We start from the raw sequence: 26,123 nt of genomic DNA, 5'->3' as shown, positions 1-26,123 counted from the left end.
GAAGCCTGTCCGTGTCACGGAAGACGGCCGAGCGCGGCGGCGGCCGCGGCCGACAGCCGGGGGTGTTCGCGGGCCGATTCGAGAACCGGGCGGGCGCGCTCGTCGGCGAGCGCGCCCAGCCCCTCGACGCACGCGAGCGCCACGCGCCAGTGGGGGTCGCCCGGGGTCAGGCGGCGGCTCAGGGTGGTGACCAGGGCGGGGACGGATTCGGGGGCGCGCAGGGCGGTGAGCAGGCGCACCGGGAGAAGTGCGTAGGCGACACGGAGCTCGTTGGTGGCGAGGGCGGCGGCGGCCCGGGGGGTACGGGGGTCGCCGAGGCGGGTCAGCGCGTAGGAGGCGGAGACACAGCGCTCCGGGTCGCGGTGGTTGAGCAGCAGGACGAGCGACTCGAAGGCGCGCCGGTCACCGGCGCAGCCGAGGCGGAAGGCGGCGATCTCTCTCGCCCATAACGGGCACTGCGTCCGCGTCAGTACGGCCGCCAGGGCTTCGTGATCCGTGGTGGCGGTCAGCCGGCTGTGCAGTTCCTCGTCGGCCGGACCTTTCAGTTCCTCCTGGGTACGCCGCGCAAGGTCCTCGAGATCCGCGTCCATGCCGAGCAGCGTATGCCGGGCGGCGGGGCCCGGGAGGCGAGATGCGCGGCGCAGATCACATCCCCGCAGGACTGGCGCGCTCGTTACCCGCCAGTTAAGCTCAAGTGAGCGGGTAACACCCGTATGACTCACGGCGGCCTGGTGACGCAGCTGCCGTGGGTGTTGTCGGTTCGGCTTTCCGTACGACGTGGCTCCGGGACAGAGTCCGTCGCTTCTTCACCGCGGCCCACCGCGGTTCACAGCGACACGCAGCGCCGCGCACCCCGTGCGCGAGCGCGCCCTCCCTCAGTCGTCACTCATTCCTGGAGTCCCGTGATGGACACCCCTCTCTCCACCATTGCCGTCGTCGGCCTCGGCACGATGGGCACCGGCATCGCCGAGGTCCTCGCCCGCGCCGGCCGCGAGGTCATCGGCATCGACATCGACGACGCGGCGGCCCGCCATGCCGTGACCGCCCTCGAAGCGTCCACCGCACGCGCCGTCGAGCGTGAGCGGATCACCGAGGAGGAGCGCCGGAACGTCCTCGCCCGCTTCCGGACCTTCTCGGATCTGCAGGCAGCCGCCGACGCCGACCTCGTGATCGAGGTCGTGCCCGAGTCCTACGAGGCCAAGCAGCAGGTCTTCCGCGCCCTCGACAGCATCGTGCGGCCGGAGACGATCGTCGCCACGGGCACCAACGCCCTGTCCGTGACCCGCCTCGCCGCGGACTCGGCGCGCCCCGAGCGCATCCTCGGCCTGCACTTCTTCAACCCCGCCCCGGCCATGAAGCTCGTCGAGGTGGTCTCCTCCGTGCTGACCTCCCCGAATGCCGTGAAGGCGGTCACGGCGCTCGCGCGTGATCTGGGCAAGGAACCCGTCGCCGTCGGCGACCGGCCCGGCTTCGTGGCGGACGGGCTGCTCTTCGGCTATCTCAACCAGGCCGCGGCGATGTACGAGGCGAAGTACGCCTCCCGCGAGGACATCGACGCCGCGATGAAGCTGGGCTGCGGCCTGCCGATGGGCCCGCTCGCACTGCTGGACCTCATCGGCATCGACACGGCCCGTACCGTCCTCGATGCGATGTACGCCGAGTCCCACGACCGTCTGCACGCCCCCGCACCCATCCTGAAGCAGCTCAGCGAGGCGGGCCTGACGGGCCGGAAGTCGGGCCGCGGCTTCTACACCTACGAGGCGCCGGACAGCGCCACGGTGGTGCGGGACGCGCTCACACCGCTCGAGGCCGCGCAGACCGCCGGCGGCCGTCCGGTGAGCTCGGTCGGCGTGGCCGGGTCAGGCACGATGGCGAGCGGCATCGCGGAGGTCTTCGCCAAGGCCGGCTACGACGTCGTCCTCGCCGCCCGCAGCCAGGAGAAGGCCGAGACCGCCAAGTCCCGTATCGCCAAGTCGCTCGCACGGTCCGTCGACAAGGGGCGCCTGACCCCTGAGGCCCGCGACGAGACGCTGGCGCGCATCACCGCGGCCGGCTCGCTGGACTCCTTCGCCGAGGTCGACATGGCTGTGGAGGCCGTGGCCGAGGACCTGGACATCAAGCAGGAGCTCTTCGCCACGCTGGACAAGATCTGCAAGCCGGGTGCGGTGCTCGCCACCACCACCTCCTCACTGCCCGTGGTCGCCTGTGCCCGCGCGACGTCGCGGCCTCAGGACGTCATCGGTATGCACTTCTTCAACCCGGCCCCGGCCATGAAGCTCGTCGAGGTGGTGCGCACGGTCCTGACGGCGGACGATGTCCACGCCACGGTCCGCGAGGTCACCGCGAAGATCAGGAAGCACCCGGTGGACTGCGGCGACCGCGCCGGCTTCATCGTCAACGCGCTGCTGTTCCCGTACCTCAACAACGCGATCAAGATGGTCGAGGAGCACTACGCGTCCCTCGACGACATCGACGCCGCGATGAAGCTCGGCGGCGGGTACCCGATGGGGCCCTTCGAACTGCTCGACGTGGTCGGACTCGATGTCTCGCTCGCCATCGAGAAGGTGCTCCACCGCGAGTTCCGCGACCCGGGCCTGGCCCCCGCCCCGCTGCTGGAACACCTGGTGGCCGCCGGCTGCCTGGGCCGCAAGACCGGGCGCGGCTTCCGCGAATATGCCCGCCGCTGATCCGGACCGCACGGACGCCGCAGGCTGGGGCGGGCTGCTCGACGGCACGAGCGGCTCGCCCCCGCAGGCGCGGTCTCCTGCGCAAATGCAGTACGTTCAGGTCATGTCCCAGCCCGCTGACGCTCCCCGACGGACCTCCAGGACCGCTGCCGCGACCGACGCCCCGGAAACTGCCGCAGGCAGTCGCGCCGCCGCACAGCGGCTCAAGATGCGCAGGGAACTGGCCGCGGCCGCCATGGAATTGTTCGCGACCAAGGGCTACGAGGCGACGACCGTCGACGAGATCGCCGCGGCGGCGGGGGTCGCGCGCCGGACCTTCTTCCGGCACTTCCGCTCCAAGGAAGAGGCGATCTTCCCGGACCACGACGACACGCTCGTGCGTGCGGAGGCGGTGCTGAACGCGGCGCCCGCCCACGAGCACCCGCTCGACACCGTGTGCCGGGGCATCAAGGAAGTCATGAAGATGTACGCGTCCTCGCCCGCGGTCTCCGTCGAGCGCTACCGCCTCACCCGCGAGGTGCCGACCCTGCGGGAGCGCGAGATCGCCTCGGTGGCCCGCTACGAGCGGCTGTTCACCCGCTATCTGCTGGGCCACTTCGACGAGCGCGACCACCACGACGGAAACGACGACCCCCTGCTCGCCGAGGTGGCCGCGTCCGCCGTCGTCACCGCGCACAACCATGTGCTGCGCCGCTGGCTGCGGGCGGGCGGCCAGGGCGATGTGGAGGCCCAGCTCGACCACGCCTTCGACATCGTCCGTGCCACGTTCGGCACCGGCATCGGGGCCGGGCGCACCAGCACCGACCGCGCTCCCGCCGCCCAGGTGCAGCCCGGCGGCGAGGTCCTGGTGGCCGTCGCCCGTACCGACGCGCCGCTGCCCGAGGTCATGCGCACGATCGAGCGGGCGCTCCGGGGCGACTGACCGCACCGGGGCCTGCCCACCGCACCTACGGCGCCCGGTCGACAGGAAGCCCGGCCCGGGGCTCTTCCGGGCCGGGCTCCGGCGGCTGTCGGCCGGTCTCCCCTTCGCGGCCGCAGGGAATTCCGCTCGTCCCCGGCATGCGACAAGCCTCACAACAGCCGGCACGACCGCGGGTGTGCTCCAGATCCGGAGCACACCCGCGGTCGTTTTGCACCCCCGCGTTCATTTTGGGTGCCCAATCGATCGATCATCGCTCATCTGTGACCACCAGATTTCATCTGAGTGAAATTCTTGGCACCCAGTGTCTTGCGGACTGGCACGGGGTGCCATACGTTGATGTTGTCCGGGCGGCCGGCGTGCAGAGATCTCTCGTACGCCGGCTGTCCCCGCAAGCCACCCGGCTCGCGCGCCCGGACGCCTGCGTCACAGGCACCTTTCGCGCCCACAGGCGCCGCCCGAGCACCACCCCCGCCGAACCGACGGCACACCTCCACAGCAGCACTTCCCCCGACGTCCCCTCAGCGTTCTCGACAACGCTTTCCCCCGGCCCCTGTCCGGGGGGACCCCCTGGAGGCAAAACCGTGAAGGAAATCCTGGACGCGATTCAGTCGCCGGACTCCACGTCCGCCGACTTCGCCGCACTGCCGCTCCCCGAGTCGTACCGTGCGGTGACCGTGCACAAGGACGAGACCGAGATGTTCTCCGGTCTCACCACGCGGGAGAAGGACCCCCGCAAGTCCCTCCACCTCGACGACGTTCCGGTTCCGGAGCTCGGCCCCGGTGAGGCGCTCGTGGCGGTCATGGCCAGCTCGGTGAACTACAACTCCGTCTGGACCTCGATCTTCGAGCCGCTCTCGACCTTCGGCTTCCTGGAGCGCTACGGAAAGCTCTCCGAGCTCACGAAGCGCCACGACCTGCCGTACCACGTCATCGGCTCCGACCTCGCGGGCGTCGTGCTGCGCACCGGCCCCGGCGTCAACGCCTGGCACCCCGGTGACGAGGTCGTCGCGCACTGCCTCTCCGTCGAGCTGGAGTCCTCGGACGGCCACAACGACACGATGCTCGACCCCGAGCAGCGGATCTGGGGCTTCGAGACCAACTTCGGCGGCCTGGCAGAGATCGCGCTGGTCAAGTCGAACCAGCTGATGCCCAAGCCCAAGCACCTGAGCTGGGAGGAGGCGGCGGCACCGGGCCTGGTCAACTCCACCGCCTACCGCCAGCTGGTCTCCCGCAACGGCGCCGGGATGAAGCAGGGCGACAACGTGCTGATCTGGGGCGCGAGCGGCGGACTCGGCTCCTACGCCACCCAGTTCGCACTGGCCGGCGGCGCCAACCCGATCTGCGTCGTCTCCAGCGAGCAGAAGGCGGACATCTGCCGCGCGATGGGCGCCGAGGCGATCATCGACCGCAACGCAGAGGACTACAAGTTCTGGAAGGACGAGCGGACCCAGGACCCGAAGGAGTGGAAGCGCTTCGGCAAGCGCATCCGTGAGTTCACCGGCGGCGAGGACATCGACATCGTCTTCGAGCACCCCGGCCGCGAGACCTTCGGCGCCTCGGTCTACGTCACCCGCAAGGGCGGCACCATCACCACCTGCGCCTCGACCTCGGGCTACATGCACGAGTACGACAACCGCTACCTGTGGATGTCCCTCAAGCGCATCATCGGCTCCCACTTCGCCAACTACCGCGAGGCCTGGGAGGCCAACCGCCTGATCGCCAAGGGCAAGATCCACCCCACCCTGTCGAAGGTGTACTCCCTGGAGGACACGGGCCAGGCCGCCTACGACGTCCACCGCAACCTCCACCAGGGCAAGGTCGGCGTCCTCGCCCTCTCCCCCGCCGAGGGCCTGGGCGTGCGCGACGAGGAGATGCGCGCCAAGCACCTCGACGCCATCAACCGCTTCCGGAACATCTGAGTCAGAGGTCCACCAGATGACAGAGCGTCAGAAGGACCGGCCGTGGCTCATGCGCACGTACGCCGGTCACTCCACGGCAGAGGCGTCCAACGAGCTGTACCGCCGCAACCTCGCCAAGGGCCAGACCGGCCTGTCGGTCGCGTTCGACCTGCCGACGCAGACCGGCTACGACCCCGACCACATCCTCGCCCGCGGCGAGGTCGGCCGGGTCGGGGTCCCCGTCTCGCACCTCGGTGACATGCGCCGGCTGTTCCAGGACATCCCCCTGGAGCAGATGAACACCTCGATGACCATCAACGCCACCGCCATGTGGCTGCTGGCGCTCTATCAGGTGGTCGCGGAGGAGCAGGGCGCGGACATCACCAAGCTCCAGGGGACGACCCAGAACGACATCGTGAAGGAGTATCTGTCGCGCGGGACGCATGTCTTCCCGCCCGGCCCGTCGCTTCGGCTGACGACGGACATGATCACCTACACGGTGGCGAACATCCCCAAGTGGAACCCGATCAACATCTGCAGCTACCACCTGCAGGAGGCGGGGGCCACACCTGTCCAGGAGATCGCCTACGCGATGTCCACCGCGATCGCCGTGCTCGACGCGGTCCGGGACTCAGGACAGGTGCCGCAGGAGAAGTTCGGCGATGTGGTGGCCCGTATCTCCTTCTTCGTGAACGCGGGCGTCCGCTTCATCGAGGAGATGTGCAAGATGCGCGCCTTCGGCCGCATCTGGGACAAGGTCACGCGCGAGCGGTACGGCATCGAGAACGACAAGCAGCGCCGCTTCCGCTACGGCGTCCAGGTCAACTCCCTGGGTCTGACCGAGGCCCAGCCGGAGAACAACGTCCAGCGCATCGTCCTGGAGATGCTGGCCGTGACCCTCTCCAAGGACGCCCGCGCCCGCGCCGTACAGCTTCCGGCGTGGAACGAGGCGCTCGGCCTGCCCAGGCCCTGGGACCAGCAGTGGTCGCTGCGGATCCAGCAGGTCCTCGCGCACGAGAGCGACCTGCTGGAGTACGAGGACATATTCGCGGGCTCGCACGTCATCGAGGCCAAGGTGGACGCCCTGGTCCAGGAGTCGCTCGCCGAGATCGACCGCATCCAGGGGATGGGCGGCGCGATGGCGGCCGTCGAGTCCGGATATCTCAAGTCGCAGCTGGTGTCCTCGCACGCCGAGCGGCGCGCCCGGATCGAGGCCGGCGACGAGAAGATCATCGGCGTCAACATCTTCGAGACCACCGAGCCCAACCCGCTCACCGCGGACCTCGACACCGCGATCATGACGGTCGACCCGGCGAACGAGGCCCGCGTCGTCGCGAAGCTCCACGAGTGGCGCGACAACCGCGAGGAGGGCCGCGCCCAGGACGCACTGGCGGCACTGAAGGCCACGGCGGCGGGGGACGGCAACATGATGGCCGCCACCGTCGAGTGCGCCCGTGCCGGAGTCACCACCGGCGAGTGGGCCTGGGCGCTGCGGGACGTCTTCGGCGAGTTCCGCGCACCGACCGGAGTGTCGTCCGCGCCGGTCGCCGTGACCGCCGAGGAGGGCACGCCGATGGCGCTCGTACGGGAGAAGGTGGCCCGTACCGCCGACGAGCTGGCCTCGGGCCGGCTGCGGCTGCTGGTCGGCAAGCCGGGTCTGGACGGACACTCGAACGGTGCCGAGCAGATCGCCGTACGCGCGCGCGACGCCGGCTTCGAGGTGGTCTACCAGGGAATCCGGCTCACGCCCGAGCAGATCGTCAACGCGGCGCTGGCCGAGGACGTGCACTGCGTGGGCCTGTCGATCCTGTCCGGCTCGCACGCCGAGCTGGTGCCGGACGTACTGACGCGCCTGCGCGAGGCCGGCGCGTCCGACATCCCGGTGATCGTGGGCGGGATCATCCCGAACAGCGACGCCGAGGATCTGAAGCGTGCGGGTGTGGCCGCCGTCTTCACCCCGAAGGACTTCGGTATCACGGAGATCATCGGACGTATCGTCGACGAGATCCGGAAAGCGAACAAGCTCGACCCCCTGGAGGTCCCCGCATGACCAGCCCCGTGAACCGCCTGCGTCCGCGACGCTCCTGTCTCGCGGTCCCCGGTTCGAACCCGCGCTTCCTGGAGAAGGCCCAGGGCCTTCCCGCCGACCAGGTCTTCCTGGACCTGGAGGACGCGTGCGCGCCGCTGGCCAAGCCCGAGGCACGGCACACCATCGTCAAGTTCCTCAACGAGGGCGACTGGACGGGCAAGACACGTGTCGTGCGGGTCAACGACTGGACCACCCACTGGACGTACCGGGACGTCGTGACGGTCGTCGAGGGCGCGGGGCAGAACCTCGACTGCATCATGCTGCCCAAGGTCCAGGACGCAGAGCAGATCGTCGCGCTCGACCTGCTGCTGACCCAGATCGAGAAGACGATGGGCTTCGAGGTCGGCAAGATCGGCATCGAGGCGCAGATCGAGAACGCCCAGGGCCTCAACAACGTCAACGCGATCGCCCAGGCCTCCCCGCGCGTGGAGACGATCATCTTCGGCCCGGCAGACTTCATGGCCTCCATCAACATGAAGTCGCTGGTCGTCGGCGAGCAGCCGCCCGGCTACCCGGCCGACGCCTACCACTACATCCTGATGAAGATCCTCATGGCCGCCCGCGCCAACAACCTCCAGGCGATCGACGGCCCCTACCTGCAGATCCGCAACCAGGAGGGCTACCGCGCCGTCGCCCAGCGTGCCGCCGCCCTCGGCTTCGACGGCAAGTGGGTGCTGCACCCGGACCAGGTCGCCGCGGCCAACGAGATCTTCTCGCCCTCCCAGGAGGACTTCGACCACGCCGAGCTGATCCTCGACGCGTACGAGTACTACACGTCCGCGGCCGGCGGCAAGAAGGGCTCCGCGATGCTCGGCGACGAGATGATCGACGAGGCCAGCCGCAAGATGGCACTGGTCATCTCCGGCAAGGGCCGCGCCGCCGGTATGACCCGTACCTCGAAGTTCGAAATCCCCGTCGGCTAAGGGAGCCCTGAGCATCATGCAGTTCGGACGCACGTACGAGGAGTTCGAGGTCGGTGCGGTTTACAAGCACTGGCCGGGGAAGACGGTCACGGAGTACGACGACCACCTCTTCTGTCTCCTGACGATGAACCACCACCCGCTCCACATGGACACCAACTATGCGGAGAAGACGACCGACTTCGGGAAGAACGTCGTCGTGGGCAACTACATCTACTCGCTGCTGCTGGGAATGTCCGTGCCGGACGTCTCGGGCAAGGCCATCGCCAACCTGGAGATCGAGTCGCTGCGGCACGTGGCACCGACCTTCCACGGCGACACCATCTACGGCGAGACGACCGTTCTGGACAAGACCCCGTCGAAGTCGAAGAGCGACCGCGGGATCGTCTACGTCGAGACCAAGGGCTACAAGCAGGACGGCACGCTCGTGTGCGTGTTCCGCCGCAAGGTGATGGTCCCCACCGAGACGTACATCAAGGAGCGCGGCGGCGAGCAGCCCGGCCGTCCGGAGCTGATCGAGCCCACGAAGAAGGCGGAGAAGTAGTCATGGCCCGACTTGCCCAGACCGCGGGTCTGACCGACATCCAGCAGGAGATCCTGGCGACCGTCAGGGACTTTGTCGACAAGGAGATCCTTCCGGTCGCGACCGAGCTGGAGCACCGCGACGAGTACCCGCAGCAGATCGTCGACGGCCTGAAGGAGCTCGGGCTCTTCGGGCTGATGATTCCCGAGGAGTACGGGGGCCTGGGCGAGTCCCTGCTCACGTACGCGCTCTGCGTCGAGGAGATCGCCCGGGGCTGGATGTCCGTCTCCGGCATCATCAACACACACTTCATCGTGGCGTACATGCTGAAGCAGCACGGCACCCAGGAGCAGAAGGAGTACTTCCTTCCGCGGATGGCGGCCGGCGAGGTGCGCGGCGCGTTCTCGATGTCCGAGCCCGGACTCGGCTCCGATGTGTCGGCCATCACGTCGAAGGCGGTGAAGGACGGCGACGAGTACGTCCTCAACGGCCAGAAGATGTGGCTGACGAACGGCGGCACGTCGACCCTGGTGGCCGTTCTCGTCCGGAGTGACGAAGGACACCCCGAAGGTTCCGCCCCGCACAAGTCGATGACGACCTTCCTGATCGAGAAGGAGCCCGGCTTCGGAGAGGTCCGCCCCGGCCTCACCATTCCCGGGAAGATCGACAAGATGGGCTACAAGGGCGTCGACACGACCGAGCTCATCATGGACGGACTGCGCATTCCGGCCAATCGGGTCCTGGGCGGCACCACCGGCCGAGGGTTTTACCAAATGATGGACGGCGTGGAAGTCGGCCGGGTCAACGTGGCGGCACGTGGCTGCGGCGTCGCTCAGCGCGCCTTCGAGCTGGGCGTCTCCTACGCCCAGCAGCGCCACACCTTCGGCAAGCCGATCGCCCAGCACCAGGCCATCCAGTTCAAGCTCGCGGAGATGGCTACCAAGGTCGAGGCCGCCCATGCGATGATGGTCAACGCAGCTCGCAAAAAGGACTCCGGGGAGCGAAACGACCTGGAGGCAGGGATGGCGAAGTACCTCGCCTCCGAGTACTGCAAGGAAGTCGTCGAGGACGCCTTCCGTATCCACGGCGGTTACGGCTTCTCCAAGGAGTACGAGATCGAGCGCCTCTACCGCGAGGCTCCGATGCTGTTGATCGGTGAGGGTACCGCCGAGATCCAGAAAATGATCATTGGTCGTCGGCTCCTCGAGGAGTACCGATTCCAGGGCTGAATGTCGCTTTTGGGTCGGTTCGGCCGCGAAGAAGATCACACCGTGTTATCTTCTTCCGGCCGTCGACTCGACTTCTGGCTTGCCCAGTTGCGACCCGCAACCGATAGCATCAGCCGGAAAGCCGCCGTCCCCCTGTTGCCAGCGCGGCATAATCCGCTACGAAGGTCATCCATGCCCCACAGCCAAACCTCTGCACCACGCGACAGCCTCCTTGGCGTACGCCTCGCGCGCGGAGCATCGCCGTGGCTTCTGCCGACCGTCGCTACCGCGGCGCTGAGCCTGATGCGAGCCCGCCGGTCGAGGCGTGCCGCCGCCGTCGCCGTGCCCACCACCGCGCTCGCGGCGGGCATGCTGTGGTTCTTCCGCGACCCCGAGCGCGAGATCGCCCAGGGCCGGGTCATCTCCCCGGCCGACGGTGTGGTGCAGAGCATCATGCCGTGGAAGGACGGGCGTACCCGCGTCGCCATCTTCATGAGCCCGCTGAATGTTCACGTCAACCGTGCCCCGCTCGCCGGCACGGTGACCTCCGTCGAGCATGTGCCCGGCGGATTCGTTCCCGCGTTCAACAAGGAGAGCGAGAACAACGAGCGCGTTGTCTGGCACTTCGACACCGAACTCGGTGACATCGAGATGATCCAGATCGCGGGCGCCGTGGCGCGCCGCATCGTTCCGTACATCCCGCAGGGCACCAAGGTCGAGCAGGGTGAGCGAATCGGTCTGATCCGTTTCGGCTCGCGCGTCGACATCTACCTCCCCGCCGGCGTCGAGGTCGCTGTCGAGGTCGGCCAGGCCACGACCGCGGGGGTGACTCGCATTGACCGTGATTGATCCCGAGACACAGGCGGGCTGGGCGGCGGAGGCCGAGGCCTCGGCAGCCGGGTCCGGCTCGGGGGCCGTGGACGAGGCCGAGGAGATGCCCCTCTCTCTGCGGCTGTCGATAGCGGACACCCTGACTCTCGGCAACGCGACCTGCGGATTCATGGCGGTGTACTTCACCACCACCGGAATCCTCATTCCGCATCTCGTGGGCAGCCCCGAGAGCGGCATGGCGCGGCATTCTGCCGCGACCGCGGTGATCCTGATGCTCTGTGCCGCCGTGTTCGACCTGTTCGACGGACTGGTGGCGCGCAAGCTCCGCAGCTCGCCGATGGGCGCGGAGCTGGACAACCTGTCCGACCTGATCAGCTTCGGGCTGGCGCCGGCGTACTTCGTCCTCGTGTACGGCATGGTCGCCGACGACGCGCACCAGAAGGTCTCGGCGGTCGCCGCGATCGTGGTGCTGCTGGCCGTCGTGCTGCGACTGGCCAGATTCTCGTGCGTGACGATGAAGGACGGCATGTTCCAGGGCATGCCGAGCCCCTTCGGTGCGCTCACGGTCGTGTCGATCGTGCTGCTGGAGCTGCCCTTCATCCCGACGCTGCTGGCGATCATCGGTACCGCCTGGCTGATGGTGAGCCGGGTCGAGTACCCGAAGCCGCGAGGCAAGCTCGCGGTGGCGATGCTCAGCTGGATCGTGGCGGCGATGGGGCTGCTGGCCGCATGGGCGTTCGACGCGCCGGGCGGAGAGCTGCTGCTGCAGACCGGCTGTGCGCTGCAGATCGTCCTCGCTGCGACGATCCCGCTGTTCGCGACGGCGCGACGGGTGAACACGTTCCGGGACAACCGGCGTGAGGCACGGGCGTCCGCTCAGCTGCCGTAGCGGTTCGAGTACGACGACGAAGGGCCCGGGTGCACGGCACCCGGGCCCTTCGCCATGCTCTACCGCCGTGCTCCGCGGTCTGGGACGATCAACCGGTGTCAGGGGGACAACTGCATCAGCTGTTCGAGGAACGGGTCCAGGAGGCGCCGGACCGCGCCGCCGTGGTCACCGAGGACTCCCGGACCAGCTACGGGGAACTGGACGAGCGGGCCGAACGGCTGGCCCGGCACCTGCTGGAGGTCACGCGACCGCCCGCCGGCGCGGTCATGGCCGTGTGCGCCACGCGGGTGGCGGATGTACTGGTGGGGGTGCTGGGAGCGCTGAAGGCGGGCGGCGCCTTCACCGTCGTACCGCAGAACGGGACAGTCGGGGACATACGGCAGATGCTGGATGTCTCCGGCGCACGGGTCGTGATCGCCGAGTCGGCACTGCTGCCCCGGGTCGATCCCGGTGAGGACCAAACCGTCGTCCGCCTGGACATGCTCCGTGACGCGACGGCGGCGCATTCCGCGATTCCGTCGGGGACCACACCGGGTGCGAACGCCGCCGTGCTGTTCACGGCGGGTACGACGACGGGCGAGCGGCGCCCGGTGCCCGCCTCTCATGCGCGGCTGACGGCCGCGTACCGGGCGTGGGACGAGGTGTACCGGCTGACGGGCGGGGACGCGCTGCTGGTGACGGCCGTGCCGGGGACGACCGAGTTCACGGGCGGCTGGATCCGGGCTCTGTGCTCGGGGGCGACGCTGGTGGCCGCCCGCGGGCCGGTGGGCGGCGAACCGGTCACGGTCGCGGACGTGGACCCGGTGACCGCTGCGGCGCTCCCGGCCGACGAGCTTCCGTCCCTGCGGCTGATGGCCGTGGGCGGCGAGCGCCTGACGCTGGCCGAGCAGCTGCGGCTGGAGGAGCGGCTCGCGCCCGGAGCCCGGGTGATCCATGTGTACGGGCCGACGGAGGCGGCCGGCTGCGGTACCTGGTTCGAGACGGATCAGCTGCCGGGGCCGGTGGAGCGCCCGGAGGGGAGCTCGTATCTGGGCACGCCCTTTCCGGGCTGTGCGGTGGAGCTCCGCAAGGACCGGATCCGGCTGACCCCGCCGGACGGCGGCGACGCGGTCGACACCGGGGATCTGGGGCGGCGGGAGGGCGAAAGACCGCTGGAGTTCCGGGGCCGCTCGGCCGCCCGGGTCACGGTGGACGGCCGGACCGTGGACACGTACCGGGTCGAATCGGCACTGGCGGGTCATCCGGCGGTGCGCGAGGCGGTGGTCGGGGAGAGCGGTGGCGAGCTCACCGCCTATGTGGTGCCTGAGAGCGCCGGAGCCGGTGGCCAGGGCGATGACGCCGGCGCGCCCACCGCGGCCGGTCTGCGCACTCATCTGAGAGGTGCCGTCCCGGCTGCGGACATACCGCGGAGCGTGGTGTCGATCCCCTCGCTGCCGCGCAACGAGGCGGGGAAGGTGGACAGGCGGGCGCTGCCGGGACGGCCGCAGCCGGCATCCGCCCGTCGCTCCGGCGGAAAGTTCGGCAGTGCGGTCGGCGGTGGGGCGGCCCACGATCCGGGCCGGGGCCGGATGTTCGCACCGGTGCGGTGGTGCCTGCTGCCGCTCGTCGTGTTCGCCCTGGCGGTGACGCTGACCGACGAGCTCTGGCCGGGCTCCACGGATCTGTCGCTGGTCCCGGAGTCCTGGGCCACGCTCTTCCGGGGGCTGTACCTGGCCGAGTGGCTGGCCTTCACTGTCGGTGTGACGTTCCTGGTGAACGGCCGACCGGCGATGCGGCGGCAGGGCAAGCCGCTCGGGCTGACCGTGGCGGCGCATCTGGCCCTCGTGTGGCTGCTTGTCTCATGGTGGCCGCAGGACAACTTCTACCGGCTGGCGTCGAAGGACGACTGGCCCCGGCAGGCGGCGCTGGTCTACGCCTTCAATGTGCCGTTGATGATCGCAGCAGGAGTCGTCGTCGCATGGGCGGTGGCACGGCGCGCCGACGACCGGTGACGCGGCACCCGCGGTCCGGAGCGCCGGCGACCGGCGACCGGCAACCGCAACCGGCGACCGGCGACATCAGCGGAACATGCGGCCGAGACGGGCTCCTGCTTCGCGCACCAGTGCCTCAGCCGTGTCGAGGAGGCCGGTGGTGCGGGCCGCCAGTACGAGTCCCACGTACGGGGCAGGGGCGAAGGCGGCCGTGGGTATCGACGTCAGCAGCACCGTGTCCACAGCGGCACAGCGCTGGGTCAGCTCCCGCAGGAAGGCGATGAGCTCCCGCTCGGGCAACCGGGCTCCGAGCGGGACATGGTCGAGGGACCGTACGAGATGGCCGTCACCGCGGATCTCGTCCAGCCGCGCCTGCACCATGAACGCCACGGACGGTCCGCTCATCCGGAGGTTCGTCTCGGTGGGTGCCAGGCGACCGTCGGGGGCCGCGACGAAGTCGACGTCGTACCAGCCGCGGTATCCGGTCCGGGCGAGTTCCCGGCCGACGGCGTGACCGAACTCCACTGCATATGAGTCCAGTTGCCCCGGGACGACACCGGGGCCGACGGTGGCACCCTGGTAGACGGTGTCCTCGACGTCCATGGCGGCGGTGCCGACATCGTGCACCTGACCGCACTCGTCGACGAGTCCGTCGTAGGTGACGTCGCGCGGGAACCCGCCCGCGATGTGCTCCTCGAGGAGCAGCGGCCCGCGCGGCAGACGGCGCGCCGAGGTGACGATCCGGGTGCCGTGGCCGCCCGCACCGTGTTCGCTCTTGACGACGGTGGCCGCGCCGCGGCGGGCCCGGGCGCGGATCAGCCGGGCGGCACGAAGGCGGCCGTCCGGACGCCACTGCTCGGGTACGACGATGCCCGGGTGGGCCGGGGCCAGTTCCCGGAACAGCCCGTTCGACGCCCGCTTGGACTCGTACCGCAGTGCCCCTTCCGGGAGTCGGCGTCCCGACAGTTCCCCGACGGCCTCGGTGTGGCCCCAGGCCACGACCGGCAGCCCGAGCCCTCGGAGATGGCGCCCCAGCGTCCGGTGCACATGCCCGTCCAGTCCGTCGTACAACTCCACTTCCCCCCAGGCAAGTTGCCGGGCGAGGAGGCCGAGCCATCCGCGCGGCACCCTGTTGGGCAGTACGAGCGCAGCAGGGTGCGGGGTCGCAAGGACGGCCATGCAGGAGTAGTGCGCTGCCGCCTCGCCAGGCACAGGTCCGAACTGCCTCTGGAACTCACCCGCATTGCCGATGTGCACCGCACGTCCGGCGTCGCCCGTCCATGCCCGCAGCCAACGCGGCCGCGGCAGCAGCGCGACCTCCAGCGGCGGCATCGCGCCCATCGCCCGGTAGAACGGCAGCGCGTGCGGATCGGCGTCGATGGCCAGTCGGCGGAATCCCGACTCCCGCGCCGTGCGCAGCACATGCATGTACAGCTGTCGCCCCACACCGGTACGGATCAACCGGGGCTCGACGAAGAGCAGCCCCAACTTCCCTTCCGGTGGCGACCCTTCCAGTGAGGCCACGCCGGCCACCGTGCCGGCGTCGACGGCCACGACAACCCGCCTGGCCGTCAACTCCTCGGCGTTGATGCCGAGTTCATCCCTGCACGCTGCAAGGAACTTCTCGTCGTAGCCCCAGTACGCCTTGGACCGCATCACCAGTGCGCTGAGCGCCTCCGCCTCATCGGGACGGGCATCACGTATCCGCAGCACGACGACCCTGGCCCGAGGGCGCGGTCACCGACCGGTAAGCGGCGAGGGGCCTCGGACCGTGGCGGCAGGGTCGGCGAGGGTCGCCCACACGGCCTTGCCCCGCGGCGGCGTGAGGGACCAGGACCAGCTCTCGCTCAGGGCACCGACCAGGGCGAGTCCCCTTCCCCCGAGCGCCGAACTCTCGGTGGCGCGCGGACGCGGAGGCTCGGGGCTCGGGTCGGTGACCGTGCAGACGACCTGTCCCGGGCGCCTGCAGAGCCCCAGCCAGAGGGGATAGCCCGTGGGTTCGGCCGCGGCCTCGCCGAGCGCGTGCTGGACCGCGTTGGTGACCAGTTCGCTGACGACGAGCTCCATGTCCGGAACAAGGGCCTCCAGGGCCCAGCCGTTCAGCGTGATACTGACGAACCGGCGTGCCTGACAGGCGTTCTGAAGTCTCCCGTCCAGCCCACAGGCGGCGAAGCCGCCGGGCCGGAGGTAGTCCTCCAGGCCTGGGAGTGGTTGGGCCCGCGATCCGCCGAGGGATGGCTTCTGGTCGAATTCCGCAGGCGGGAGCCGGTCGCCAGGCTCCGATGTGGTGCTCGCACTGGTTGACATGTAAATCGTCACTGGTCATGTCCCCCTGCAGGCTTCGGTGTTCGACGCTGCGGCAGTCGATGCGGAACGAGTATTGTCGAGAGCACCTCGAAAATGCAATTGCATCTGGAATTGCACTGGCCTGATTCGAGGCGAACTGGCGTACGAAGAAAAGGGGTTCGTTGGGCATGGAGTACACCAACGGCATGCAGGCGGACGCGCTGCACTCGGCGGTCTGGGTCAAGAGCAGTCACAGCAACGCCACAGGCAACTGTGTGGAGTTGGCTGCGCTGCCTGGTGACCGGGTGGCCGTGCGCAACTCCCGCGACCCGCATGGGCCGGCGCTTGTCTATACGCGCGACGAGGTGGCAGCCTTCATGGCGGGAGCCCGGGATGGCGACTTCGACTCCATGATTGGCTGATTTCCTCCATGGGGCCGACCAGTTCCCCGTGGCTCTCGCCCGCGTGTGCGGGATAGTGTCGTGGTCTTCTCATAATCCGCAGGAGCGCGCGATGGCTGCAGTCGAACCGAGCCCGTCGTTGTTCGTCGGGCCGCTGGGAGCGGTCGAAAGCAATCCGACCGCCCTGAAGGTGATCCTGGGCGGCAAGCTGCGTGAACTGCGCATCGGCGCCGGACTCGATCCTTCCGCGGTCGACGACCAGCTCGGCTTTTCGAGGTCCAAGACCAGCCGTATCGAACTCGGCCGCCACGGCTGCAAGCCGGCCGACGCACTCGCCCTGCTCGGTCTCTACGGCGTGAACGGCGAGGAGCGCGTCGCGGAGTTCCTGCGGCTGGTGGAGCAGTCCCGCCGGGCCGACTGGTGGCGCTCCTTCAGTGATGTCCTCTCCGACTTCTTCACCCCGCTGGTCGCGCTCGAGGGCGCAGCCGCGACGATCCGTACCTACGAGCCGTTCTATGTGCCCGGCCTGCTGCAGACGCCCGCCTACGCACGTGCGGTGATCCAGTCCGGGCCCGCCCGGCTGTACACGCACGACGTCCTGCGCCGGGTCGAACTGCGCCAGGAGCGACAGCGGCAGCTCGGTCAGCCCGACGGTCCGCGCCTGTGGGCCGTGATCGACGAGTCCGTACTGATGCGGACGGTCGGCGGCGACCAGGTGATGCGGGGGCAGCTCGAGCATCTCGTCTCGATGACCCAGCAGCCCCGTATCACCCTCCAGATCGCCCCGTTGGACGTGACGGCGTCGGTGGGTGTGGGCACGGGTGTGACCTATCTGCGCTTCGCGCTCGACGACCTGAAGGACGCCGTCTACATCGAGCATCTGACGGACAGTACGTTCAGTCAGAAGCCTCAGGTCGTCGAGCAGTACCGCGACATGATGGACCGTCTCGGCGCCTGCGCCCTCACGCCCAAGGAGTCACTCGGCCTGATACAGGAGCGGCTGAGCAGCCTCTGAGTCCCGGCCTGAACATCGCCCCCGAACATCACCGTGGCCCCGGGGTGATGCTCGTCGGCATCGCCCCGGGGCCACGTGCGAAGAAGACCGTCCCGGCGTCACGCGATACGAGCGACTCCGCCCCACTCGATCCACTCGTCGGTCAGCTGGACGGGGGCGAGGTCGTTGTCCGGCCGCCAGGTCGACACCTCGACCAGGCCCGGCTCCAGGATCTCCAGGCCCGCGAAGTACTCGGTCACTTCGCGCTCCTCGCGCACCCGGCCCCAGTGGCCGCCCGTCGCCTCCGCCATGAAGTCGGTGACGAACTTGCGGATCTCGGGCCGGTCGCTGACGAGCTGGCAGACCACGAGGAAGCTCCCCGGCACGAGGCGTTCTGCGACACTTCTGACGAGGCCCGCTGGATCGGACTCGTCAGGTATGCAGTGCATCACCGAGACGAACAGGGCGGCCACCGGCCGGCTGAAGTCGATCAGCCTCGTCGTCTCCTCGTGACCGAAAATGCCTTCGGTGTCACGCATGTCGGCCTGGATGACCGCGGTGCGTTCGTTCTCCTCCAGCAGCGCACGGCCGTGCGCCAGCACGATCGGGTCGTTGTCGACGTAGACCACGCGCGAGGAAGGGTCGACGGCCTGGGCGACCTGGTGGACGTTGTCCTGGGTCGGGAGTCCCGAGCCGTGGTCGATGAACTGCCGCACCCCGTGGTCGGCGGCCAGCGTCCGTACCACGCGCCGCAGGAAGCGGCGGTTGTTGACGGCGAGCGTCTTGGTGCTCGGGACCTGCTTGAGCAGTTCCACACAGGCGTCACGGTCGGACTGGTAGTTGTCCTCGCCCCCCAGGAAGTAGTCGTACATACGTGCCACGCTGGGCACCTTCGTGTCGATGGCGTCCGGGCGCCACGACTCGCGCTGCATCCAGTCCTCATTCACGTCGGTGGGAATCGGGTTCTGCAAGACGCACATGCTAGGGAGAGCCGGGGAGGCGGTACAGGTAGTTCGCGGGGCAAGGAAAAGGCAAGGGCGTCTTTCGGCCAGATCGTGAGAGGTGACCACGGCGCCCCGGGCCGGGGCCGGGGCCCCGGCGCCGGATCCCCGAAAGGCTACGGAGGAGGGCCTGCCCGGGGTGCCTCCCGGGCGAAACTCTGGGGAGTAGCGTGCGGAACGGAACATGTGGACCTTGCCTGGTGCTGTGACCGGAAAGGTTCACCGGCTCACCGGCTCGCGACTCCTCCGGAGCCGCGCCTGGAGGCCCCCTGGCAGGCACGGCACCGCACCTCGCGGGCTTGGCGTCGGTCGCCCGAGTACCCCCAGTACGAACGCGATCTCCCCCGGCTCCGGCCGGGCGTGCCCCCACCGCCTTGCGATGCACCGCACCGGACGCCGCGAGCCACTCGGCAGACCTTTGCGGTCACAGCACTAGAAGAACAAGTCCCGCGCGATGTTCTCGGCCGCCAGCTCGAGCAGCGGGCCCGCCTGCGTCATGCAGACCGCTGGATCCGGCTCCAGGTCCAGGAGGGCGTAGGCACGGCTGATACCCGCCCGGGCGAGGGCCTCCGGGGCGAGCGTGGTGCGGCCGCAGACGGCGACGACCTCCTTGCCCGCCGCACGGGCCGCCGCGGCGACGCCGGCCGGGGCCTTGCCGTGGAGGGTCTGCTCGTCGAGCGACCCCTCGCCGGTGATCACCAGGGTGGCGCGCTCCAGGGCCGTGGCGAAGCCCAGGATGTCGAGCATGACCTCGATGCCGGGCCGGAAGCCCGCGGCGAGGGCGACCAGCGCCCCGTATCCGATGCCGCCGGCCGCGCCCGCTCCGGGAGAGTCGGCATGCTCCGGGCCGAGCACCGAGGCATAGTGTGCGAGTGCCGCGTCCAGCGCGGCGACGTCCTGCGGCGACGCGCCCTTCTGCGGGCCGAAGACTGCGGGCGCGCCCTTCGGCCCGGTCAGCGGGTTGTCCACATCGCTGGCGAGGACGAGCTCGACGTCCTTGAAGCGGGCGTCCAGGGCGGACAGGTCCGCGGTCGCAAGCTCGCTCAGCGCGCCCCCGCCCGGCCCGACCGGCTCGCCGTCGGCGTTCAGGAAGCGGGCCCCCAGCGCGGCGAGCATCCCGGCTCCGCCGTCCGTCGTCGCGCTTCCTCCGACCCCGAAGACGATCGTCCGCGCGCCCGCGTCGAGCGCGGCGCGCAGCAGTTCACCGGAGCCGTACGTCGTGGCGGTGAGGGGTGCGAAGACGCCTTCGGGAAGGTGCTGGAGGCCGGATGCCTCGGCCATCTCGACCACGGCGGTGGTGCCCCGCAGCGCATACGCAGCGGTCAGCTTCCCGCCGAGCGGCCCGGTCACCCGTACCTCACGGCGCTCGAACCCGGCCGCCACCGCCGCCGCGACCGTGCCGTCCCCGCCGTCCGCGACCGGAAGGGTCTCCACGGCCAGCCCCGGGGCGACCCTCCGCAGTCCCGCCGTCACCCGCTCGGCGACCTGTACGGCCGTGAGCGAGCCCTTGAACTTGTCCGCCGCGACGAGCACTCGCGCGGCAGTAACTGCTCCGTTCGCCACCTTGCTATCCCTTGCTTTCGAACAGGCAGTCGCGCCGCCCCGACCTTATCCGGCCCCCGAACGGCATGCCACTCCCTCGTAGGCCCCCGGGGAGGAGGCCGGAGCGCGTGCCGAATGCAGGGGCCGTCGGACGCCGGCGGCGCGATCATCCACCGGCATGTCGACGATGTGGCGCAGACGCTCGACACGCTGCGCCCCATGGGCGCGGAGGAACACGAGGAACAGAAGGACCGCGGCTCCGGCTTCGTCACAGCGTCCGTCGTCGACCCCTTGGGAAACGTTCCGGGAATCATGCACAACCCGCACTACCTGGAGATCCAGCGGACGAATCTGCCCGGTTCCTGAACCGCTCCGGGCCGGAACGGGGTACACCCGAGACATGAGGCCTTCAGGCGCACCTGCTCAAGGCACACGGACGGCGGACCGGATCCTCGGCGGCTGGCTCGGCCGGATCGCCGGCAACATGCTCGGGAAGCCCATCGAGCGCGGGGACTACTGGACCCGCGAACGGATCGACCGCTATCTCCGGCTCACCGACGCGCTGCCGCTCAGCGACTACCTCCCCGAGCCGCCCCCGGGCACGGCAGGGACGGCCGGTACGGCCGGTACGGCCGGCTTCGAGCTGCGCCCGGAGTGGCGGCAGTGCGTGCGCGGCCGGATCCACGGAAGTTGCCGTGACGACGACGTGGACTACTCGATCCTGGGCCTCCATCTCCTGGAGACCCATGGTTTCGCGTTCACCACCGAGCAGGTCGGCGAACTGTGGCTGCTGCGGCTGCCGTATCTGCAGACGTTCACCGCGGAGCGGGCGGCGTACCGCAACCTCGCGGCCGGCCTGAAGCCGCCGCTGACCGCCACGTACGACAATCCGCACCAGGAGTGGATCGGTGCCCTGATCCGCGCCGACATCTTCGGCTGGACCAGTCCGGGCGATCCGCTCCGCGCCGCGTCCCTCGCCCGTCGTGACGCGGTGCTGTCCCACACCGGCAACGGCGTGTACGGGGCGATGTGGGCGGCAGCGATGATCGCCGCGGCGTTCACCGCGGCCGACGCACGCGAGGCCATCGACACGGGCCTCGACCGCATCCCGGCGAGCTGCCGTCTCGCGCGCACGATCCGCCGCACCACCGCCCTCCACGACAGCGGGCTGTCCTGGTCCGGCGCTCTCGATACGCTCGCAGAGGAGACCGGCGGGCTCGGCTGGATCCATACCGTCCCCAATGCCGCGCTGATCACGGCCGGACTGCTCTACGGGGCAGGGGACTTCAGCGCCACCGTCGCGCTCACCGTCCGGGGAGGCCTCGACACCGACTCCAACGGGGCGACGGCCGGTTCGGTGGCGGGGGTGCTGTGCGGGGCCTCCGGCATCCCGCCCCAGTGGACACGGCCCCTGGAGGACCGGGTGCGCAGCGCGGTGTTCGGCTTCGACGGCTCGAGAATCGGTGAACTCGCCAACCGTACGGCCCGATTGGCGTCCATCTGACACGGGCGGGCGGGCTCCTTCGGTGAGCGGCTACGCTGCACCGGTGACCACCTCGGACTACGCCGCCTACATCGCGGGACTCCCCCGCATCCTCTCCGGTGCCGCCACGCTCTTCCGCGACACAGAGGGCCGGGTACTGCTCGTCGAGCCCAACTACCGTGAGGGCTGGGCACTTCCGGGCGGAACCATCGAGTCCGACACGGGCGAGACCCCGCGAGAGGCCGCACGGCGCGAGACCTTGGAGGAGATCGGCCTGGACGTCGCGCCGGGGCGGCTGCTCGCCGTCGACTGGGTGCGGGGGGTGGAGAGGCCTCCGATCGTCGCGTACGTGTTCGACGGCGGGGTGCTGACCGATGAGCAGATCAAGACCATCCGGCTGCAGGAGGAGGAGCTGGTGTCCTGGAAGCTGGTGACGCGCGACGAGATCACCGCGCATCTGCTCGGCTCGCTGGGCCACCGCGTCCTGGCCGCGTACGACGCGCTCGCCGAGGGCAGTTGTCCGGCGGATCTCGTGGACGGCCGTCCGGTGGCCTGACCGGGTGGACGCCGCCGGCCCTCGGCGCACGACGGCCGCCCACGCCGTGTGCGTGGTCGCCACCGGGCTGGTCGTCGGCACCGTCTCCCGTGTGGTCAGCCTGGTGCCCGCCGGCCCGTCCGCCCGTCGTGCCGTCGGGCCGGGCTGCTGGACAGCGGCTCGCCGCGCTGCCGGGGTTGCAGAGGCTCACCGAGTACGGTCTGTTCGTGTGTGACCGCGCCCGCGCTGTGGCGCGGGCCCGTGCGGGCAGGCTCGAGTAATCGGCTCGCCGCCGCACCGCGGTGGTGCGTACGCTCGCGACATGACTCTCGTCGCGATCCTCAGCGGCGCCGGTATCTCCACCGACTCCGGCATTCCCGACTACCGCGGTCCCAACGGTCTGTGGCGACGCGATCCGCAGGCCGAGAAGCTCGTCACGTACGACTACTACATGGCCGATCCGGAGATCCGCCGCCGCTCCTGGCGTATGCGGAAGGACAGCCCCACGCTGCGGGCCGAGCCGAACGCGGCGCACCGGGCGGTGGCCGAGCTGGAGCGTGCGCGCAACGGCGTCGCGGTGCGGGTGATCACGCAGAACGTCGACGGGCTGCACCAGCAGGCCGGCCTGCCCGAGCGCAAGGTCATCGAACTGCACGGCACCGCACGGCAGGTGGAGTGCACGCGCTGTCATGTGCGCGCGCCGATGGCGGATGCGCTCGTGCGGGTCGCGGGCGGCGAGGAAGACCCTCCGTGCCAGGTCTGCGGCGGGATTCTCAAGTCGGCGACGGTGATGTTCGGGCAACGCCTCGACCCAGTGGTGCTGGGCGAGGCGATGGGCATCGCCAAGGCGTGCGAGGTCTTCATCGCTGTCGGCTCCAGCCTTCAGGTGCAGCCCGCGGCGTCACTGGCGGGAATCGCCGCGGACAACGGCGCTCGGCTCATCGTGGTGAACGCCGAGCCGACGCCTTACGACGACCTCGCCGCGGAGATCATCCGCGACCCGATCGGCACGGCGCTGCCGGCGCTGCTGGAGCGGCTCACCGAAGAGGGCCGCGGAGTTGCGGCGGGCCAGGATCCGGCCTGACCGAAGCGCTTCGGGTAAGGCGCCGGAAGGGCCAGGTCCCTGGTCCTGTCCGCGAAGTAGCGCCGTCCGCCCGAAAGGCAGGGCCTGCGGCGTCCGGTGCTGGGGGCACTTCCGCTGGCTTCGCCGACGGGACCCTCACCCGTGCTCGAAGGGCGACAGGGGAGATCGCGAGGCGGTGGCGGACCGCCCGGCCGGAGGCTGAGCGACCGTGCTCGTACCGGACGCCTCGGACGAGCCCGACAGCACGGCGAGGGGGCGCTCCCCCCTGGCTTCGCCGGGCCCCTCCCATGCCCGAAGGCCACGGGTCAGGCTGCCCGGGGGCTCCTCCCAGGCACGGCTCCGGAGCAGTCGCGGGCCGGGAGGGACTCGTGGACGCGGCCCAAGGTCTTTCGTTTGGATCAGGGCGGATCGAAGAGCGGGGTCCGGCGGCGCGCACCGCTCGGCCGAGGAAGGAGCCCACGCGGTGGGGGCACCTCCCAGCGGTGGCCAAGGGAACGTCGGCGACCGACGACAACGCAGCGAGGCCCGGCACCAGGGCACGCGAACCCGGCAAGATCCGGGCGAGAGGCCCTAGAACAGCGCGTCCTCCGGCGTGCCGTTCTCGAAGGCCAGCAGCCTCTGCTTGCGGTCGAGGCCGCCGCCGTAACCGGTGAGGCTGCCGGAGGAGCCGATCACCCGGTGGCACGGCACGATGATCCCGATCGGGTTCTTGCCGTTGGCGAGGCCGACCGCGCGGGAGGCGCCGGGCTTGCCGAGGGCATCGGCAAGGTCGCCATAGGTGCGTGTCTCGCCGTACGGGATCAGGCACAGGCGCTCCCAGACGCTGCGCTGGAACGTTGTTCCGGCCAGGTGCAGCGGCAGGTCGAAGTCTTTCAGCTCACCGGCGAAGTACGCGTCGAGCTGGCGGATCGCTTCGCCGAAGCCGCGGGGACCGGGGTCCCCGAAGGTCTCTTCGGCGGGTCGGTGGCGCTGCTCGGTCATGTAGAGGCCGCTCAGGACCGAGTCCGTGGCCACGAGGGTGAGCGGGCCGTACGGGCTGTCGACGACGGTGTGCGTTCTGGTCATGGTCCTGTCCTCAGACGGGGAGACGGTTGATGGGGTGGTCGCCGGTGGCCCAGAGGTACTGGACGGCGTAGGCACGCCAGGGCCGCCAGGCCGCGGCGCGGGTGGTGAGCGCCGCAGGGGTCGAGGGGAGGCCGAGGTGCCGGGCGGCGTGGCGGACGCCGAGGTCGGTGGGGAGGAAGGCGTCGGGGTCGCCGAGCGCGCGCATCGCGATGACCTCGACGGTCCAGGGGCCGAACCCGGGGAGCTCCGCGAGCCGGGCACGGGCCTCGTCCCAGTCGCTGTCGGCGCCGAGCCGCAGGCTGCCGTCGGCGAGGGCGCCGATCAGCGTGGTGAGCGTGGTGCGTCGGCTGCCGGGAAAGGCGAGGGTCTCCGGATCGAGTCCGGCCAGCGCCTCAGGGCCGGGGAAGAGGTGTGTGAGACCGCCCTCGGGATCGTCGATCGGGGTGCCGTGGGCGTTGACGAGCCGAGCGGCGTGGGTGCGTGCCGCGGCGGTGGAAACCTGCTGGCCGAGTACGGCGCGTACGGCGAACTCGGCCGCGTCGGCCGTACGCGGCACCCGCCTGCCCGGTGCCTTGTCGACGAGCGGCGCGAGCAGGGGGTCGCCACGCAACGACTCGTCGACGGCGACCGGATCCGCGTCGAGGTCGAGCATGCGGCGGCAGAGGCTGATGGCGAAGGTGAGATCGCGCGGGTCGGTGAGGGAGAGCCTGCAGGCGATGTGGTCGGCCCGGGGTGCCAGGGAGACGATGCCGTGGCCGTGCGGAAGCGTGAGCGTGCGGCGGTAGGCGCCGTCCCGCCACTCCTCCACCCCGGGAACGGCGGTCGCGGCGAGGTGCCCGAAGAGATTGTCGGGGTTGAGCGGCGCCCGGTACGGGAGGCGCAGCGCGATGACGCCGGGGGGCGCCGGGAGCTCGGTGCCGTGCCGCCGGGCCCGGGTCCGCAGCTCGCTCGGGGAGAGTGCGAAGACCTCGCGGACGGTGTCGTTGAAGGTACGGATGGAGGAGAAACCGGCGGCGAAGGCGACCTCTGCCAAGGGGAGCGCCGTCGTCTCGATGAGGAGCCGCGCTGTCTGGGCGCGCTGCGCACGGGCCAGCGCGAGCGGTCCTGCCCCGACCTCGGCGAGCAGTTGGCGCTCGATCTGACGCGTGGAGTAGCCGAGTCGGGCGGCCAGCCCGGGAACGCCCTCGCGGTCGACGACCCCTTCCTGGATGAGCCGCATGGCGCGGGCGACGGCGTCGGCGCGGGAGTTCCACTCCGGGGAACCGGGACTGGTGTCGGGCCGGCAGCGCTTGCACGCCCGGAATCCGGCCTGCTGGCAGGCGGCCGCGCTGGGGTAGAAGGTCATGTTCTCGGCCTTCGGCGGCACGACCGGACAGCTGGGGCGGCAGTAGATCCCGGTCGTCAGGACCGCGGTGAAGAACCAGCCGTCGAACCGGGCGTCCTTCGACCGGACGGCCCGTACGCAGCGCTCGGTGTCGGTGTGCATGGCGGAATGCATGGCTCAAGCATCGGGCACCCGAGCACGCCGATGCTGGCGAAAATGCGACATCAGCCTTCCGCTGCCTGGGCCGCCTCGAATTGGAGTGGCCACGGAACGACGCCGCGCGAACGCACTCGCAGGCCCCAACGCGGGGGCACTGTCGTTCGGATCATCGCGGGCCGTTTCATCGGCTGCGTCACCTCGCCTCATGGTCGGCAGAAGCAACCCCTCCAGGTGTGCGGCGGTCTTACCAGGCGTCGCGTTCAGAGGGGAACCTCTGTCGATCGACACCGGCAAGCGACTGGAAAGGGCGCA

23 protein-coding genes are annotated in these 26,123 nt (G+C 70.0%); 16 read left to right on the top strand and 7 right to left on the bottom strand.

Features of this window, described 5'->3' with window-relative positions:
* Nucleotides 1–14: 14 nt before the first annotated feature.
* Nucleotides 15–590, bottom strand: a complete 576-nt coding sequence (locus ACFU5O_RS05800; protein ID WP_384236834.1) for a HEAT repeat domain-containing protein — start codon at nucleotides 588–590, stop codon at nucleotides 15–17.
* A 315-nt stretch (nucleotides 591–905) separates the two neighbouring features.
* Between ACFU5O_RS05800 and ACFU5O_RS05795 the strand changes: the two genes are divergently transcribed.
* From ACFU5O_RS05795 to ACFU5O_RS05750, 10 genes are all read left to right on the top strand, one after another.
* Entirely contained in the window at nucleotides 906–2,687 is a 1,782-nt protein-coding gene (locus ACFU5O_RS05795; RefSeq protein WP_384236832.1) for a 3-hydroxyacyl-CoA dehydrogenase family protein, read from the top strand.
* A gap of 103 nt (nucleotides 2,688–2,790) precedes the next feature.
* Entirely contained in the window at nucleotides 2,791–3,609 is an 819-nt protein-coding gene (locus tag ACFU5O_RS05790) for a TetR family transcriptional regulator (protein WP_384236830.1), read from the top strand.
* A gap of 581 nt (nucleotides 3,610–4,190) precedes the next feature.
* Nucleotides 4,191–5,528, top strand: coding sequence for a crotonyl-CoA carboxylase/reductase (ccrA, locus tag ACFU5O_RS05785; protein ID WP_384236828.1), 1,338 nt, complete (start codon nucleotides 4,191–4,193; stop codon nucleotides 5,526–5,528).
* A gap of 16 nt (nucleotides 5,529–5,544) precedes the next feature.
* On the top strand, nucleotides 5,545–7,557 hold the full coding sequence (locus ACFU5O_RS05780; protein ID WP_384236826.1) for a protein meaA: 2,013 nt from the start codon (nucleotides 5,545–5,547) through the stop codon (nucleotides 7,555–7,557).
* Nucleotides 7,554–8,519 (top strand): HpcH/HpaI aldolase/citrate lyase family protein, encoded by a 966-nt coding sequence (locus ACFU5O_RS05775; protein WP_384236824.1) that lies wholly within the window; start codon nucleotides 7,554–7,556, stop codon nucleotides 8,517–8,519. Before ACFU5O_RS05780 ends, ACFU5O_RS05775 begins: the two co-directional genes overlap by 4 nt.
* A gap of 16 nt (nucleotides 8,520–8,535) precedes the next feature.
* Nucleotides 8,536–9,060: a MaoC family dehydratase gene (locus tag ACFU5O_RS05770; RefSeq protein ID WP_384236822.1), complete on the top strand. Its 525-nt coding sequence runs from the start codon at nucleotides 8,536–8,538 to the stop codon at nucleotides 9,058–9,060.
* A 2-nt stretch (nucleotides 9,061–9,062) separates the two neighbouring features.
* Nucleotides 9,063–10,268 (top strand): acyl-CoA dehydrogenase family protein, encoded by a 1,206-nt coding sequence (locus tag ACFU5O_RS05765; RefSeq protein WP_384236820.1) that lies wholly within the window; start codon nucleotides 9,063–9,065, stop codon nucleotides 10,266–10,268.
* Nucleotides 10,269–10,439: 171 nt separating this feature from the next.
* Entirely contained in the window at nucleotides 10,440–11,096 is a 657-nt protein-coding gene (locus ACFU5O_RS05760) for a phosphatidylserine decarboxylase (protein ID WP_384236818.1), read from the top strand.
* Nucleotides 11,083–11,967: a CDP-diacylglycerol--serine O-phosphatidyltransferase gene (gene pssA, locus ACFU5O_RS05755; RefSeq protein WP_384236816.1), complete on the top strand. Its 885-nt coding sequence runs from the start codon at nucleotides 11,083–11,085 to the stop codon at nucleotides 11,965–11,967. Before ACFU5O_RS05760 ends, pssA begins: the two co-directional genes overlap by 14 nt.
* A gap of 95 nt (nucleotides 11,968–12,062) precedes the next feature.
* On the top strand, nucleotides 12,063–13,958 hold the full coding sequence (locus ACFU5O_RS05750) for an AMP-binding protein (RefSeq protein ID WP_384236814.1): 1,896 nt from the start codon (nucleotides 12,063–12,065) through the stop codon (nucleotides 13,956–13,958).
* 66 nt (nucleotides 13,959–14,024) lie between these two features.
* Here ACFU5O_RS05750 and ACFU5O_RS05745 read toward each other — a convergent pair whose 3' ends face one another.
* The gene (locus ACFU5O_RS05745) at nucleotides 14,025–15,650 is read right to left on the bottom strand and encodes a GNAT family N-acetyltransferase (protein WP_384236812.1); all 1,626 of its coding nucleotides are present in this window, start codon (nucleotides 15,648–15,650) and stop codon (nucleotides 14,025–14,027) included.
* Nucleotides 15,651–15,674: 24 nt separating this feature from the next.
* A complete protein-coding gene (locus tag ACFU5O_RS05740) occupies nucleotides 15,675–16,244 on the bottom strand; it encodes an ATP-binding protein (protein ID WP_384236809.1) in 570 nt (189 codons plus the stop codon).
* Nucleotides 16,245–16,411: 167 nt separating this feature from the next.
* Here ACFU5O_RS05740 and ACFU5O_RS05735 point away from each other — a divergent pair, with 167 nt between their 5' ends.
* The gene (locus tag ACFU5O_RS05735) at nucleotides 16,412–16,645 is read left to right on the top strand and encodes a DUF397 domain-containing protein (RefSeq protein ID WP_384236808.1); all 234 of its coding nucleotides are present in this window, start codon (nucleotides 16,412–16,414) and stop codon (nucleotides 16,643–16,645) included.
* Between the two features lie 91 nt (nucleotides 16,646–16,736).
* Entirely contained in the window at nucleotides 16,737–17,639 is a 903-nt protein-coding gene (locus ACFU5O_RS05730) for a helix-turn-helix domain-containing protein (RefSeq protein ID WP_384236806.1), read from the top strand.
* 98 nt (nucleotides 17,640–17,737) lie between these two features.
* On the opposite strand, the gene ACFU5O_RS05725 is transcribed toward ACFU5O_RS05730, so the two are convergent.
* Entirely contained in the window at nucleotides 17,738–18,550 is an 813-nt protein-coding gene (locus tag ACFU5O_RS05725) for an SAM-dependent methyltransferase (RefSeq protein WP_384237749.1), read from the bottom strand.
* Between the two features lie 501 nt (nucleotides 18,551–19,051).
* Nucleotides 19,052–20,182 (bottom strand): glycerate kinase, encoded by a 1,131-nt coding sequence (locus ACFU5O_RS05720; protein WP_384236804.1) that lies wholly within the window; start codon nucleotides 20,180–20,182, stop codon nucleotides 19,052–19,054.
* Nucleotides 20,183–20,296: 114 nt separating this feature from the next.
* Between ACFU5O_RS05720 and ACFU5O_RS05715 the strand changes: the two genes are divergently transcribed.
* The 4 genes from ACFU5O_RS05715 to ACFU5O_RS05700 all read left to right on the top strand — a co-directional run bounded on the left by ACFU5O_RS05715 (nucleotide 20,297) and on the right by ACFU5O_RS05700 (nucleotide 23,263).
* On the top strand, nucleotides 20,297–20,527 hold the full coding sequence (locus ACFU5O_RS05715; RefSeq protein WP_384236802.1) for a VOC family protein: 231 nt from the start codon (nucleotides 20,297–20,299) through the stop codon (nucleotides 20,525–20,527).
* A gap of 34 nt (nucleotides 20,528–20,561) precedes the next feature.
* The gene (locus tag ACFU5O_RS05710; protein WP_384236800.1) at nucleotides 20,562–21,665 is read left to right on the top strand and encodes an ADP-ribosylglycohydrolase family protein; all 1,104 of its coding nucleotides are present in this window, start codon (nucleotides 20,562–20,564) and stop codon (nucleotides 21,663–21,665) included.
* 43 nt (nucleotides 21,666–21,708) lie between these two features.
* Nucleotides 21,709–22,200 (top strand): NUDIX domain-containing protein, encoded by a 492-nt coding sequence (locus ACFU5O_RS05705; protein WP_384236798.1) that lies wholly within the window; start codon nucleotides 21,709–21,711, stop codon nucleotides 22,198–22,200.
* Nucleotides 22,201–22,501: 301 nt separating this feature from the next.
* Entirely contained in the window at nucleotides 22,502–23,263 is a 762-nt protein-coding gene (locus ACFU5O_RS05700) for an NAD-dependent deacetylase (RefSeq protein WP_384236797.1), read from the top strand.
* Nucleotides 23,264–23,833: 570 nt separating this feature from the next.
* On the opposite strand, the gene ACFU5O_RS05695 is transcribed toward ACFU5O_RS05700, so the two are convergent.
* On the bottom strand, nucleotides 23,834–24,328 hold the full coding sequence (locus ACFU5O_RS05695) for a methylated-DNA--[protein]-cysteine S-methyltransferase (protein WP_384236796.1): 495 nt from the start codon (nucleotides 24,326–24,328) through the stop codon (nucleotides 23,834–23,836).
* A 10-nt stretch (nucleotides 24,329–24,338) separates the two neighbouring features.
* Entirely contained in the window at nucleotides 24,339–25,814 is a 1,476-nt protein-coding gene (locus ACFU5O_RS05690; RefSeq protein WP_384237747.1) for an AlkA N-terminal domain-containing protein, read from the bottom strand.
* Between the last annotated feature and the right edge of the window lie 309 nt (nucleotides 25,815–26,123).

It is taken from the genome of Streptomyces sp. NPDC057445 (assembly GCF_042802855.1).
GTDB lineage: Bacteria > Actinomycetota > Actinomycetes > Streptomycetales > Streptomycetaceae > Streptomyces.
Note: the sequence above shows the minus strand (reverse complement) of the source record. Positions and strands in the feature narration are given on the sequence as shown.

Bases quoted from the DNA above. Each gene is read 5' to 3' on its own strand.
- ACFU5O_RS05725 (WP_384237749.1), bottom strand. From the start codon at position 18,550: ATGCAGCGCGAGTCGTGGCGCCCGGACGCCATCGACACGAAGGTGCCC.
- ACFU5O_RS05765 (WP_384236820.1), top strand. From the start codon at position 9,063: ATGGCCCGACTTGCCCAGACCGCGGGTCTGACCGACATCCAGCAGGAG.
- ACFU5O_RS05795 (WP_384236832.1), top strand. From the start codon at position 906: ATGGACACCCCTCTCTCCACCATTGCCGTCGTCGGCCTCGGCACGATG.
- ACFU5O_RS05740 (WP_384236809.1), bottom strand. From the start codon at position 16,244: ATGTCAACCAGTGCGAGCACCACATCGGAGCCTGGCGACCGGCTCCCG.
- ACFU5O_RS05770 (WP_384236822.1), top strand. From the start codon at position 8,536: ATGCAGTTCGGACGCACGTACGAGGAGTTCGAGGTCGGTGCGGTTTAC.
- ACFU5O_RS05700 (WP_384236797.1), top strand. From the start codon at position 22,502: ATGACTCTCGTCGCGATCCTCAGCGGCGCCGGTATCTCCACCGACTCC.
- ACFU5O_RS05715 (WP_384236802.1), top strand. From the start codon at position 20,297: ATGCAGGGGCCGTCGGACGCCGGCGGCGCGATCATCCACCGGCATGTC.
- ACFU5O_RS05780 (WP_384236826.1), top strand. From the start codon at position 5,545: ATGACAGAGCGTCAGAAGGACCGGCCGTGGCTCATGCGCACGTACGCC.
- ACFU5O_RS05695 (WP_384236796.1), bottom strand. From the start codon at position 24,328: ATGACCAGAACGCACACCGTCGTCGACAGCCCGTACGGCCCGCTCACC.
- ACFU5O_RS05790 (WP_384236830.1), top strand. From the start codon at position 2,791: ATGTCCCAGCCCGCTGACGCTCCCCGACGGACCTCCAGGACCGCTGCC.
- ACFU5O_RS05730 (WP_384236806.1), top strand. From the start codon at position 16,737: ATGGCTGCAGTCGAACCGAGCCCGTCGTTGTTCGTCGGGCCGCTGGGA.
- ACFU5O_RS05735 (WP_384236808.1), top strand. From the start codon at position 16,412: ATGGAGTACACCAACGGCATGCAGGCGGACGCGCTGCACTCGGCGGTC.
- ACFU5O_RS05800 (WP_384236834.1), bottom strand. From the start codon at position 590: ATGGACGCGGATCTCGAGGACCTTGCGCGGCGTACCCAGGAGGAACTG.
- ACFU5O_RS05710 (WP_384236800.1), top strand. From the start codon at position 20,562: ATGAGGCCTTCAGGCGCACCTGCTCAAGGCACACGGACGGCGGACCGG.
- ACFU5O_RS05690 (WP_384237747.1), bottom strand. From the start codon at position 25,814: ATGCACACCGACACCGAGCGCTGCGTACGGGCCGTCCGGTCGAAGGAC.
- ACFU5O_RS05760 (WP_384236818.1), top strand. From the start codon at position 10,440: ATGCCCCACAGCCAAACCTCTGCACCACGCGACAGCCTCCTTGGCGTA.
- ACFU5O_RS05775 (WP_384236824.1), top strand. From the start codon at position 7,554: ATGACCAGCCCCGTGAACCGCCTGCGTCCGCGACGCTCCTGTCTCGCG.